General features: G+C 41.0%; 15 protein-coding genes and 1 riboswitch. Of the genes, 1 reads left to right on the top strand and 14 read right to left on the bottom strand.

Annotated features, from left to right (window positions below):
- Positions 1 to 80: 80 nt before the first annotated feature.
- The 11 genes from CSV74_RS02400 to CSV74_RS02350 form a co-directional block, all read right to left on the bottom strand.
- Positions 81 to 665: a lysophospholipid acyltransferase family protein gene (locus CSV74_RS02400; protein WP_029053054.1), complete on the bottom strand. Its 585-nt coding sequence runs from the start codon at positions 663 to 665 to the stop codon at positions 81 to 83.
- Positions 662 to 1,339, bottom strand: coding sequence for a (d)CMP kinase (gene cmk / locus CSV74_RS02395; RefSeq protein ID WP_029053055.1), 678 nt, complete (start codon positions 1,337 to 1,339; stop codon positions 662 to 664). Before cmk ends, CSV74_RS02400 begins: the two co-directional genes overlap by 4 nt.
- A gap of 76 nt (positions 1,340 to 1,415) precedes the next feature.
- Positions 1,416 to 2,057: a flagellar brake protein gene (locus tag CSV74_RS02390; RefSeq protein ID WP_158231729.1), complete on the bottom strand. Its 642-nt coding sequence runs from the start codon at positions 2,055 to 2,057 to the stop codon at positions 1,416 to 1,418.
- A gap of 66 nt (positions 2,058 to 2,123) precedes the next feature.
- The gene (locus CSV74_RS02385) at positions 2,124 to 3,407 is read right to left on the bottom strand and encodes a PepSY1/2 domain-containing protein (protein ID WP_099690432.1); all 1,284 of its coding nucleotides are present in this window, start codon (positions 3,405 to 3,407) and stop codon (positions 2,124 to 2,126) included.
- A gap of 22 nt (positions 3,408 to 3,429) precedes the next feature.
- Entirely contained in the window at positions 3,430 to 4,227 is a 798-nt protein-coding gene (gene sleB, locus CSV74_RS02380) for a spore cortex-lytic enzyme (RefSeq protein ID WP_029053058.1), read from the bottom strand.
- A 97-nt stretch (positions 4,228 to 4,324) separates the two neighbouring features.
- A complete protein-coding gene (gene prsW, locus CSV74_RS02375; protein ID WP_099690431.1) occupies positions 4,325 to 5,005 on the bottom strand; it encodes a glutamic-type intramembrane protease PrsW in 681 nt (226 codons plus the stop codon).
- A gap of 80 nt (positions 5,006 to 5,085) precedes the next feature.
- Positions 5,086 to 6,048, bottom strand: a complete 963-nt coding sequence (locus tag CSV74_RS02370; RefSeq protein ID WP_099690430.1) for a YpdA family putative bacillithiol disulfide reductase — start codon at positions 6,046 to 6,048, stop codon at positions 5,086 to 5,088.
- 28 nt (positions 6,049 to 6,076) lie between these two features.
- Positions 6,077 to 6,841 carry a metallophosphoesterase gene (locus tag CSV74_RS02365; protein WP_099690429.1) on the bottom strand — a complete coding sequence of 255 codons (765 nt, stop codon included), beginning with the start codon at positions 6,839 to 6,841 and terminating at the stop codon, positions 6,077 to 6,079.
- A gap of 100 nt (positions 6,842 to 6,941) precedes the next feature.
- Positions 6,942 to 7,256: a hypothetical protein gene (locus CSV74_RS02360; RefSeq protein ID WP_099671087.1), complete on the bottom strand. Its 315-nt coding sequence runs from the start codon at positions 7,254 to 7,256 to the stop codon at positions 6,942 to 6,944.
- Positions 7,257 to 7,404: 148 nt separating this feature from the next.
- Positions 7,405 to 8,844 (bottom strand): RecQ family ATP-dependent DNA helicase, encoded by a 1,440-nt coding sequence (locus CSV74_RS02355; protein WP_099690428.1) that lies wholly within the window; start codon positions 8,842 to 8,844, stop codon positions 7,405 to 7,407.
- On the bottom strand, positions 8,844 to 9,872 hold the full coding sequence (locus CSV74_RS02350; RefSeq protein WP_099690427.1) for a YpbB family protein: 1,029 nt from the start codon (positions 9,870 to 9,872) through the stop codon (positions 8,844 to 8,846). Before CSV74_RS02350 ends, CSV74_RS02355 begins: the two co-directional genes overlap by 1 nt.
- 114 nt (positions 9,873 to 9,986) lie before the next feature.
- Here CSV74_RS02350 and CSV74_RS02345 point away from each other — a divergent pair, with 114 nt between their 5' ends.
- Positions 9,987 to 10,244, top strand: coding sequence for a ferredoxin (locus CSV74_RS02345; RefSeq protein WP_029053065.1), 258 nt, complete (start codon positions 9,987 to 9,989; stop codon positions 10,242 to 10,244).
- A gap of 270 nt (positions 10,245 to 10,514) precedes the next feature.
- Here the strand turns inward: CSV74_RS02345 and CSV74_RS02340 are convergent, their stop codons facing one another.
- From CSV74_RS02340 to CSV74_RS02330, 3 genes are all read right to left on the bottom strand, one after another.
- A complete protein-coding gene (locus CSV74_RS02340; protein WP_099690426.1) occupies positions 10,515 to 11,096 on the bottom strand; it encodes an ECF transporter S component in 582 nt (193 codons plus the stop codon).
- A gap of 188 nt (positions 11,097 to 11,284) precedes the next feature.
- A riboswitch (FMN riboswitch) is annotated at positions 11,285 to 11,419 on the bottom strand.
- A 72-nt stretch (positions 11,420 to 11,491) separates the two neighbouring features.
- Positions 11,492 to 12,691 (bottom strand): GerMN domain-containing protein, encoded by a 1,200-nt coding sequence (locus tag CSV74_RS02335; RefSeq protein ID WP_099690425.1) that lies wholly within the window; start codon positions 12,689 to 12,691, stop codon positions 11,492 to 11,494.
- Positions 12,692 to 12,695: 4 nt separating this feature from the next.
- Positions 12,696 to 13,220, bottom strand: coding sequence for an RNA polymerase sigma factor SigX (locus CSV74_RS02330; RefSeq protein ID WP_099690424.1), 525 nt, complete (start codon positions 13,218 to 13,220; stop codon positions 12,696 to 12,698).
- Positions 13,221 to 13,250 lie beyond the last annotated feature (30 nt).

Raw genomic sequence — 13,250 nt, 5'->3', positions numbered from 1 at the left:
ATGTAGCCCTCCTCCATAATGAATCCTATCTCTATATTATGCGAATTGAGACTTAAAAACAAAAAATTACACTTATTCTTTTATTTGTACTGTTCTATCAACTTAGATATCTCTGCCATAATCGCCTCTGTTACCTCTTCAGCAGATGCTTTTCTTTCACGATAAGCCGTCATATCCATAGCTTCTCCATACACGACTTTTAGTTGCGAAAAGGCTTTATACGGTCCAATGATTGCACAAGGAACGACTTTCGCCTCTCCACCTTTTAACGCAAAGAATCCTGCGCCTGCCAAACCTTTTCCAATCTCTCCCGTTTTGCTTCTCGTTCCTTCAGGGAAAAGGCCTACCACTTTGTCTTCCCGTAATAGTTTAATGGTTTTACGGAATGCTTCTCGGTCACTCATGCCACGTTTTACAGGATATGCCTGTACTTTTGGCAACAACGTTTTCAGAACTGGCTTATCAAATAGCTCTTCTTTGGCCATAAAATGAACCGTTCTCGGACATGTAATACCGACTATAGGCGGATCTAAATTATCTATATGATTCGTACATAAGAGCACGCCGCCTTGTTTCGGGAAGTTTTCTTTGCCGATTACCTTAATTCGATAAAGTGGATAGCAAACAGTACCAATCAAAAATTTGCCAAGTGGATATAAATTCATTGAGCTAACCTCTTTTCGGCATATTCGACAATACTATTCGTCACTTCTTCTATTGTCTTCCCTGTTGTGTCAATTGTAATCGCATCTTCTGCTTTTTTTAATGGAGAAATTTTACGTTCGCTGTCCGCTCGGTCTCTCTCGCTAATTTCCCTTTTCAATGTTTCATAATCCGACTTCATTCCACGCTTTTGTTCTTCTAGTAAACGACGCTCTGCACGCTCTTCTACAGAAGCTGTCATGAAAATTTTTAATTCCGCTTCAGGTAAGACGGCAGTACCTATATCCCTGCCATCCATTACAACGGATGATTCTGCTGCTAGATTTTGCTGTTTAGCGACCAAGAGGTCACGGACAGATGTTAAAGCCGCTATCGCTGAGACATTTGTAGTCACTTCGTGCGAACGTATCGCATCGGTTACCTCTATACCGTCTAACAAAACTTTTTGCACTTGTTCATCCGGTTGCAATTCAATTTCTGTTTGCGCAATCAATCGTGTGATTTCTTCCTCATTGCGCAGATCTATGGCGCTTTGAAGTACTTTGTAAGTAATGGCACGATACATGGCTCCTGTATCGATATACGTATATCCTAATTTTTTAGCTACCAATTTAGCAATTGTACTTTTACCTGCCGCTGCCGGTCCGTCAATTGCGATTCTCATTCCAGCTGTCATGATGAAAACCCCTCCATTTACGCCTTTATTGTACCATAAGCAAAAAGGAAAAGTCTGCTCTCGACAGACTTTCCCTTTAGCTATTTCGTAATTCTAACTGTCGTTCAAAGCAATAGCGAATAATGTGTTGTCGATCTTTGTCGTCTATTTCATCAAACGTGAAAGAGCTCAGTCTGCGCTTCTCGCTTTCCCAGTTTCTGACTACTCTCGCTTTGCATGAAACATATTTGATTTCTGTCTTCGAGAAATACAATACGATCAGTAATTTCACTTCTGTATTTTGGGTGAAATAATCATGATCTTTCATATTGACTGCTAATCCGCCAGCGCTGAGATCCAACGATACCAATTGCAACGACGTGGAGTCTGCCTGTAACGCCACGTCCAATGACGTATCGACACGAACAAATTCTCTTCTTTGGATCTTCATCAAGTTTTGATCACCAGGATATTTCAGCTTAAGCATCGGTATCGTTTGGTTGACTCGACTATGCACCTCGGTACGAAATGCGTACGACATCTTATACTGATCAACGAATGTAACGAGAAGCTGTGTACCATCTATGAAGAATGCTGTTTTGCCCGTCATCATGTTGATAGGGTAATCCATCATGAAGTGCTCTTCACCTTCAATATCCACTACTCGACATTTAAATTTCTCCGAATCCTCGGTATAATCTTTTTCTAATGTTAATACCGTCCCGATACTTAGTCTCATTTCTCCACCTGCCATTCGTCCTATACTTTCATTATGTCATGTGGAGTAAATTTTTCCAATCCTTTTTTATTGTTTTTCTGTCGTAATGACTTCTAACGTCTCCGTGTCAACGAGAATCTTGTACGTCTCCAAATTTTCTTCTCCAGAAACGATTGTTAAATAATGCGCCAGGCGTTGCTCCTTTTGACTATTTTCCACGTATGCAAGCTCCTGAGCCATTACTGTAACATCCGGTCTAAAGAACGTGTGCCACTCCGCTGTACGAATAGGCTGTGGTTTCGGCTGTTCTTTACGAATGTATTCAGACGCATTCAGACCGATCACTTCACCGTTGTCTTTTGCTAATTTGATATGAATCGGGTCCGAGAATACTTTGGCATCATTTTCAGGAGACACCCGAACGTAAACAAAGTGCCATGCGTTATCATTTTCTCTAGCCTCTTCTAAAACTAGATCCTTATACTCCGCCTTCTGTAAAAACTCATCAGCCATTTTCTCTAACTCTTCATATGATACTGTTGGCTTACCCATGCGACGCTCCACGAGATACGACAGAACATGTCCACCTTTTTCAGTTAAATCTAAATAGCCGATTGAAGAGTTTTCCGCAAAACGAATATGGTAAAACGGATATGGCGCACCTTTTCTACTTTTTTCCGCTGCAATGATATCATTTGACACACTCGGCAGAAGCTTTTTGAATTTTTGAATCGCCTCGTCCTCGGTAATTTTCTTTTCTTTAATATTACGCAACTCTTTTTTCTTTTCTGCATCAGACTCACTTGCTGTTAAAGGAAATACTGCTTCTGTATATTCCATAACTGACTCGCCCATTTTCGACCAATTCGCCTGACCATCGGGTGAGTCACGCAATTTTTTCTCCCAGTTGCTCATGGACATTCTTCTTGAAAACATATCTTTTGTCGCCAACTGCCATTCACTTGTCAGTTCATTCAAATTTTCTGAAGCACGCTTCATCACACCATAATATTCATCTGGGTCACCTTGTTCTGTAGATTCCTTTGCAAAATTTCCTAACCGTCCTAAGTAATTCATCCAAGAAGTAGAGAAACTTTCATCTACAGGAAGTGAGGAAATAGATGATTTGATGTCTGAAGATAAACGCCAAATATCTTCCCGTTCTTTTGCAGAACTTTTCTGATCTTCAAAAAGTAACGACTTGTTTACTGCTTCTTCCAACTCGCCAAGTTTTTGTGAGGCATCTGTCATACTTTTAGAGTATTGGCCATTCAATGCAATCGATAAATCTTCATTTTCACGCACCGTTCCAAACGTATATATCCCCAATACAATAAATGCATAGGTCAGTATGAAAATCATTTGCTTCATAATAAGCTAGGTCCTCCTTTCTTTAGTCACAAAATATGTGTAGACCGATTTTCTTTATTTGCGGTCTCGACCAAATCCATTTACTAGTAGCCGTTATTGGATTGAAATAGTAAATTGCGTTTTCTGAAGGATCCCAGCCGTTGATCGCATCGATGACCGCTTCTTTCGCGCGCTCATTCGGAGTCAGCCAAATCTGTCCATCCGCAACCGCAGTAAACGCTCCTGGTTGAAAAATGACGCCACCAATTGAATCAGGAAAATCTGCATGTTCGACCCGATTTAAAATAACCGCTGCTACCGCCACTTGTCCTTCATATGGCTCTCCACGAGATTCACCATATACTGCATTGGCCAATAAATTAATATCTTGATCGGTATATTTAGGTGGTGCTTGCATTTGGGTTTGCGACTGCTTATGTGGCGCACTTCCCTTTTTCACTTGCGATTCCAGCGACTGACCACCGTAATAAGTAAATTGGTGTCCTTTAGCTATCTGACCCTTTACATACTTTTCATCGTAATCAGAAATTCCTTTCAACTTCTTCTGGGTTCCTTTACCTGCAATTCCGTCAAGCGGTAATCCGTATTGCTCTTGGAAATTGCGTAATGCCCAGTAAGTTCCATATCCGAAATTACCATCAATTTCTCCATGATAGAAACCGATATATTGAAGTCTTGCCTGCAACTCAATGACATCGTCTCCTTTTGCACCTTTAGCCAAATCACGTCCACTGAATGCTTCACTATGACTCGCAAAGAAAGAAAACATCATGATGCCTGCCAGTAATAAAAATAGGAAGCGTTTTGTAATTCGCTTCATCGACATCCACCTCCAATAAATTATGCTTCCTTGTAGTTTGTCCAATATTCAGTATTTTATAAGGCGAAAAATCCGTCTGATTTCCTCAGACGGATTTCTAAAAGTTTGATTGATTTCTTTTTCTAAATTGTTGCATCGCAAAAGTGTGCGCGTACTTCACTCGCGTCAGCCCGAACCACCAAAGGAACAACATGAAAGGAATTATTAAATACAGCCAATAATCATAGGTAAATAAAATCGAATTGTAGAGTACATGAAGCAAGAATGGCGCCAAAAATGCAACGGTAATCCATTTCGCTTTTTCTGACACTGCAGAAAACTTAGCTTTACCAAAGTAATATCCCATGACGACACCAAATAACGCGTGACTTGAAACTGGTAATAATGCACGAATAAAAGCTGTATCCAAACCGAAAGACAGTAAATATAAAATGTTCTCTACTGTAGCGAAGCCGAGCGACACACTTGCTCCATATAAAATTCCATCATAGGCATCTTCAAATTCGGTTGTTCTATAAACAAGAATATAGATAATAATCCATTTAAAAAATTCTTCTAAACTGCTCGTAAATAACACATTGTGAAAAAAATCATTAGTAAATACGTTCTCTTCTTCAAATACATGCTGGATAAACAAAATGGGAAATGTCATGATTGCACCGTAAATGAATGCATGGAATAGCGTCTTGGATGGCTCCTTGGCAATTTGTTTACGTAAATACAAATAACTGAAAAGTGCCAGCGCCGGCGCTATTGCGACTGTCAGTAAAATAAACATAGGCGCCTCCTCATGTCGCTAGTATATCACATCCTATACGATGAAAGCCGCCTGACCTAAAAGGCAAGCGACTCATCCATTCACTTATTTTGTGCAATACATTGCGCAATCATTCCACCATGGAAACGACCATTTTCGATGAAAATTTCATTAGCATTATTACCTGCTGCAATGACACCTGCGATGAATAAATTAGTAACGTTCGTTTCCATCGTATCTTCATTGAAAACAGGCCGTCCAGATTGTTCATCAACATCAATACCTATTTTACGTAAAAATGCATGATCTGGATGATAACCGATCATTGCAAAGACATAATCGCTTTCAAGATTAAATGTCGTTCCTTGCTGCTTGAAGGTAACCGCTTTTTCAGTAATCTTCGTTACATACGCGTTAAAATGCATATCGATTTGACCGTTACGAACTAAACTATCAAAGCCCGGCAATATCCAAGGCTTCACACTTTTCGAATACGTTTCATTTCGATAAAGGACAGTTACATGCGCACCTGCACGTTGTAATTCCAGCGCTGCGTCGACAGCGGAGTTTTTCCCACCAATGACTGTCACTTTTTTATTGAAGTACGGATGTGCTTCTTTGAAGTAATGGTAGACAGTAGGCAAATTCTCTCCTTCGACATGTAAACGATTCGGTTGATCATAATATCCTGTTGCCACTACGACATATTTCGCATCATAAACCGCTTTATTCGTTGTCACGACAAATCGACCATGCTGTTGAACTATGTCTTCTACTCGCTCATGACTGTTAATTTGCAAGTTTTCGATTTGCGCAACGGTTCTATAATAGACTAGTGCATCATTACGCTTTGGTTTATCGATAGCTGTAATGAACGGCGTCTTGCCTATCGATAATTTCATGCTGGAACTAAAAAATGTTTGGTGTGTCGGATAATTATAAATGGAATTCACGATATTCCCTTTTTCGATCACCACTACCGACAAACCTATATTTTGTAATTCAATTGCTGCTGACAAGCCACACGGCCCGCCACCGACAATTACTGCATCTACAGAATTCATGATATCTTCTCTCCTAATTTTTTGCGTTCTAGTAATGAACTTCTACTACATGACATTCGGGTTTTGCACCGAAACGCAACGGCACCATCGTCGTTCCATAGCCATTACTAATTAATTTCCCTCTGTTTCCCGTCGTCTCGAAACGACCAAGGTCTTGCATACCCCAAGGCCCCAGTCTAATCTGGCCTCCATGTGTATGGCCGGCAAGAGATAATTCCGGTTGCAACTTTTCTTCAAACTTTCGAAAATAGGAAGGATTATGTACAGCAAGGATTAGATGATCATATCCTTTTGCAGAATCCACGGCCTGATCAATCTCTACTTTTCCGTTATTTGGATCTTGCAGCCCACATATACCGAAACATGGATGGTTCGGTATCGATGCAGTACTGTTAACCAATACTTTTCCACCAACTTGCTCCATCACACGTAGTATATTTTCTGTACCTACTTCTTGGTCATTATTGCCGAAAATATAAAAAATCGGTCCTATCGAAGCGAGTAAGCGCATGTTGCGTTCAATTCGCTCAATTGGCACGCCACCTTCTGCCACGTCTCCACCGACGATCACTGCATCAATAGAACGCGTACGTAAATCATTAATCAGCCGCTGAGGAATACTGCGCCTGTGAATATCCGAAATAAAGAACACGTTCAATTTATTAGTTGGAGTGGAATTAATATGTAACATATGTGTAAGCACACGATTCCGATGGGCTAAGGCATACATATACGTCAGCATAGTTGTCGCTGACAAAAAAACTGATAATCCCGCTATTCGAACCTTTTTCATTAGTCAACTCCCATAGAAAAAAGCAAAGCGTCTACTTTGCTTTTGTAGTAGTAATTTTCATTAGTAGTATAGCAAGAATCCAATAAAATCCCTAACCATTTTACTGCACGTAGGAAACGGCATGCATGTAATCTGTCATGGCCGGGTAAAATCCAACCGATAACTCGACTTTTTCAACAGGTACTTGATCGGGAACGTCAGGAGAATAGAGATCCGATAATACATAGAGTAGTATAACAATAGGTATTAAAGTAAAAATCGCCAGAAAAATATTGATGACTTTCACACGACCATATTGCTCCTCTTTCTTCTTTCCGTGTACTTCAGCACGAGAAGGAAGTTTATCGAAAGGCACTTTTTCTTTAATCTCTCTTCGCTGCTGTTCAAAATCCATTTTATACTGTTCGTTTAACATGTCTAATTTCTCCTTCACACCGCATAATGTCTGTTGCTATTATATGATGTAATTCCTTTGTTCATCCGTGAAAAGTACGTCCGCTCACAAACTCATCTATCTCTATTATGCCGAATTTTGTCTAAAAAGTAAATACAGACAGACTGCTTCAACCTAATAATTGATGCAGTCGTTCGCGCCATTGTAACACTTCAACTGCTTGTTCAGTCGATGTTTCCGACTTAATCAGCCAGTCGTCATCAAGATTTTGACAGTTTGAACAGCAATCTGTTTTTGCAGGTGAGGTGTTTTCACCAAAAAACTGCACTAATGTTTCTCGCAAACAACTGTCACTTTTTACATAGCACTCCATTTCCGCAATTTGTTTCTCTTTCACTTGATATATTTGGTGAATTTGTCGAATGACATTTTCAATATCAGATTGCTCCAAATAATAATCAAGTAAACGACCGGCAACTTCGGATAGTCCTGCTTGTTCAGCAGCCAATTGACTCCCAGTACCTGATTGAAGTAAAGAATGATAATAAAGAGTTTGCTGTTCATCTGGCAGATCTTCATAGACTATGAACTTCACTTTCTGAATATCCCGCTCACTATACAAAAGAGTGGCCGCAGCTTTTTCCCCGTCACGTCCTGCACGTCCTACTTCCTGGATATAAGCGCTTGGCGTAGCAGGTAAGTGCTCATGAATAACTTGCCGAATATCATCTTTGTGAATTCCCATGCCAAATGCATTGGTAGCACAAATCCACTCGAGTTCACCTTGTACAAATTGTTGTTGAATGATGGATCGTTCATCCTGTTCCTTGCCACCGTGATAGCTGGCTGTCGGAATTCCAGTTTCTCGGATCATTGCCGCGAGTTCATCTGCACGTTTCCGTGAAGCTACATAAATAACACCAGGACCGATTGTCGTAGCAAGCCTTTGTATAATCCACTCTGTTTTTACCCATTCATTATCCATATGCATCACTCGATATGATATATTCGGACGATCGATTGACTGTCGTTCGATGTGCGGATTTCTCATGTGTAAGTACGTTGTAATATCTTCCACTACTTTCTCATTCGCAGTAGCAGTTAATGCCAGTACTGGTGCTCTTTCTAAAACTGAGAATAATTCCTTTAATCGTAAATAGTCGGGCCTGAAATCAAATCCCCACTCTGAAATACAATGGGCTTCATCTACTACAAAGAAAGCAATAGGCAATTGTTGGACAAGCTGTCGAACATGTTGCTGCATCACCATTTCAGGCGATAAGAAAATGAATTTATAGTGCGCTAAAGTAGAAAGCGCCAATTCCTTTTCCTGCCTCGATAAAAATGAATTGATAGCGACAACCCGCTTCTCTTTATGTTTTCGCAAGTTAGCCACTTGATCTTCCATCAACGCAACGAGAGGAGAGATGATAATCACTGCACCATCGAGCATGTATGCAGGTAATTGATAGCAAAGCGACTTCCCCGTACCCGTCGGAAAAATTGCCACGGCATCTCGTCCAGCTAGCAACTCGGTAATGACTTCTTGTTGTCCAGGTCGAAATGATTCATAACCAAACTTTTGACGCAACACGTCTTGAAGCTCCATCAACTCACTCTCCTTCCAATCATGATGATTAATCGCAGTTGGAAATACGATAATTCTGGGCACTGCTGTTTTAACAAACGCAAACGTTTAGTCTGCAACTGTTCAACATGACGCCAAACTGCATCTATTTGTTCTTCCGTTACAAAATCTTTATATGGAAAGCCATCCATATTCGCTGCCATTTCAATGAAATGATCTTCTATTGTACTTAATTTCAAATTTCGCAAAGAAGCAATTTGCTCTACCGAATAGCCCCGCTCGAATAGTTTCCGTGTCCGTTCTGCAGATTGTGTCAAATATGTGTCCACTTTACAATCTGCCGCTAATTCTGTCAGCAACCGCAAGTTGGGTCGCTGTTGTATGAAATCGAGCATAATATGTAATGCTTCTATATAGTACAATTGTAGAGTCTTAACCGGTAGATTTACACGATCCTTCATCTGTTCCCAAGTAGACGCAGTGAGCTGGTACCCCGTCAATCGACTGCTCACTATCATACGTTGTAAATCTGTTAATGAGGAATTAGTTAGCACATGTTCCAATTCTTTTCGCAATGAAGTGGATAGGCTGATCATGCTACTTGATTGATTACGTAAGAACCCTTTGACAAATTGCTGAGTAGGCAACTCCTTCTGGATTGGCATGAACATTGTTTCACTACTGCGTAAATTGGACAATGTCTGAACTAGCAACGCCAACCGTCTGGCGAACTCTCTTTCTCGCCCGCGGTAATTCCAGCCATTAAATCGCCACATTTCGCTACCTGTCGCCATCTGACCTTTCGCTGTCACATAAACAAGTTCATTTATATATATTAGGCCATCCGCTTGCATCCGCTCTAACGCTTGCTGGAATTCGCTTGCTGTCAATTGTGGCAACAATGCATAGTATGATTTGACTTGATAATATTCAACGTCTTGTAACGTCTGTCCCGATCGTTTTCCACGAAGTATATGGTAGACACCTTGCGCTGAACGCTCACCATGGAGACGTTGGAAGATCGTTAATAAGATGGAATCGAAACTCATTTGAGCTACCCCCCCTGAAGAAATAACGTTTTTTTGTTGAAAAGTGATGAAAACAGCTTTAGAATAGAGTAGATACAAAATAGGTTGAGTGAATGGAAGAAGGGAGAAAGACAAATGTCTAGCAAAAAGTATACGATTGTCGATCAGGATACATGTATAGCCTGCGGGGCGTGCGGGGCTGCTGCGCCGGATATTTATGATTATGACGATGAGGGGATTGCATTTGTTATTTTAGATGATAACACGGGAAACACTGAAGTTCCAGAAGAACTGATGGAGGATCTCGAGGATGCATATGATGGCTGCCCTACCGATTCAATTAAAATTGCGGATGAGGCCTTCGAAGGCGATCCATTAAAATATGAAGATTGATTCAATCCCGACAACACTTCCTACTACTGGATGTGTTGTTTTTTAATGCGTTGTATTTATTAATAAGGTTGGCATTAGTATTGGCAAGGGGATTTGCATTTGATATGTGAGTGAACTAAGTATATCCACCTTTTATGTAAGGATTGCAACGGAAGATGGCCGCGCCCCCCCAGCTGGAGTGGAAATTCACTGACGTTACTATATCAATTTCTCTTCTAGCATAAAAAACGCCAGTCTCCCCAATATTCTGGAAGACTGGCGCATATTTGTTTAGAATGATAACTTTTTCTGTTGCTGAAGAATCCACTTCTCCATGCTTCTATATAACATCAACGTGATGGCTAATAGCATGACACCCTTGACCAAGTTGAACGGTAAGATTCCCAATATGATCATCTGATACAGCGAGTCGCCTGTAACTGCTGGCATACCTAGGAAATATGTGTACATTGGCAAGAATACTAAGTAATTTAATACGCTCATACCTATTGCCATTGCTACCGTACCTGCGATCAAACCTGATGCAAGACCTTTAGCTGAACGATACTTTGTGAAAATCCAGTAGATTGGCATTATGAATAATACACCTGTCACAAAGTTTGCGACTTCTCCTACCGGTACTCCTGTCGGGCTTCCTGATAAGAACCAGTGCATGACGTTCTTCAATATCTCTACGCCTATACCTGCAACAGGTCCCATCGTCATGATTGCCATAACAGCAGGGATCTCACTAAAATCAATCTTTAAAAATCCAGGCATTGCCGGGATGGGAAAGTTGAACTGCATTAATACAGTTGAAATACTTCCCAATATTGCCACCAAAATTAGCTTACGTAACTTCTTGTTATTCACTTGTTCCTCTCTCCTTTTGCGATTCACTTCAAAAGAGGAAAGGCTGGCTCATCTATTGTTCCGCTAAAAATCCCTAAAGCAAAATATGCTTTAGGGAGAGTAAAATGCACTGTTAAGAACAGATAATTTACAAACTTATCCGTCAGGAAACAAGCACCACTTTTGCGTACACAAAAAGATGGCTGCACCTTCACCTTCTCCCATCCAGACTATACTGTCGGCTCCGGAATCTCACCAGAATCAGCTGTTAAGCTCGCGGGCTAAAAGTAGAATTCTACTTCATTTCCGCCGGTCGGGAATTACACCCTGCCCCGAAGATGAATCAATATTTAATTATGAACCTATTATAGCGTAAAAAAACTGTTTTGTAAACTTCACGAGTTTACAAAACAGAATTATTCGTTAATTAAATACTTTGGATTTGCACCCAACGGCTTTTCCAATGGCCGAGTGAAGTCAAATTTATTCCATTGTTCCTGCGCGACTTGATCAAATTCTACCTGTTTGTCGAAACTTGCCGCCGTCAGCAAGATGCCGTCTAGGAGTTGCATTGCTTTTTCGGATTGCATCTTATCTAAATCAAGCACTTCAGTAAATTTCACGTTGACAATATCTTTAACTTCTTTAACCGTGAAGTCTATTCCTTCAGGGACCACAGTTGAATAGATATCATTCGGTGAATTCTTCATCTCTCTCAAAGCTTGCTCCACCGTTTCGGAAGTCTTGCCAAAATTAGTGGAGAGTACCGCTTCTCCATCTGATTTTACAAATCGATAATACGCTTGACGCGAAACCACTCCTGACAAGGCAATCGGTTCATCTACTTGACCTACTTGATCAAACGTAATTGACGATGCATCTTCTTGTAAAAACTGTATTTCATCGTATCCTTGAAACGTATTTTGTACGGACAGATTCAACATTTCAAGTGTCGCACTCGATCTGTCATAGGTATGGTCCGCAGTGAACTTCATTTGAACTTGATTACCGTTCGAAGATATCATCGCGTTATACGGATGATACTCTGTAAAACCGAGCGCCTCTTCATCTATTGTATTCGCAAACTCATTATATAGCGCGACTGCATCCGGTGATGTCCCTAATCCTTCAGGGAGGCGTTCATTCGGTATCAGGAATGTTACGGGGACAATGGTTGCCTGATCGGTAGCCAAGCCAATATGAAACGCTGTGTGATCCAGGATGTCGGCAGGATAAGCGGCGTTTGAGAGCGGCGCTGAAACCTGCTTTGTAAACACGGATGCATCACTCGCTTCATTCGACTGCATTTCTTCACTATCCTCCATCACGCTAGGATCAGCCGATTCCTCTGTCGTTGCTTTATCCATCGATACTTCATTGTTTTGCTGAATGAATGTCGGCACGATGATGGTGAGCAATACAATCGCCGCAATAGCTGCGATAATTGGTGGCCACTTGGATTTCGACGGTCTCTTCTTCGGCCGGTTTGGCTCAGAAAGTCTCGTATCTTCTTTTAAACGTTGCATAATCTCGTCTTTGGAACGCTGATCTTTCACGACGGGCATATTACGTAAACGTTTCTCGATAGTATCTTCATTCCACTTATCATTGCTCATCTCATCACCCCTCCCTCTCGGAACGCGCTTCCAACTTCACTTGTAATGCTTTGATTGCACGATGCTGCGTCGTTTTTACTTTGCTTTCAGTCCAGCCCAGAACCTCAGCCGTTTCAGCGACTGATAGATCCTGAAAGAAGCGCATAAGGATGACCATTTTCTGATCACCCGTACATGTGTGCAACGCTTCAAGCACTTGCTTCTGCTCTTCATCTGCTTCAATCAAATGTTCAGGCAAGCGGTCAGTTGAAGCTAATTGCTCTGTTTCCCAATCGAAATGAATGTTTGCATGCTTGTTGATTGTGGATTGTTTTCGAAAATAGTCAATCGAGACATTTTTCGCAATCGCAAACAGCCAAGTTTTCTCGGTGCTTTTTCCTTCAAAACGGCCATATGATTTGAGTACCCGCACATATACCTCGTGCATCAAATCTTCGGCTACCCCCCGATTGCGAGTCAAATAAGCGAGGAAGTTGAATACGTCACGGTTATAGTCTTCATATAAACGTTGAAAAACGGAATCATCCATTCAATCCCCCGTTCTCTAGTAGTAGTCGTT

Source organism: Sporosarcina sp. P19 (assembly GCF_002743165.1).
GTDB lineage: Bacteria > Bacillota > Bacilli > Bacillales_A > Planococcaceae > Sporosarcina > Sporosarcina ureae.
Note: the sequence above shows the minus strand (reverse complement) of the source record. Positions and strands in the feature narration are given on the sequence as shown.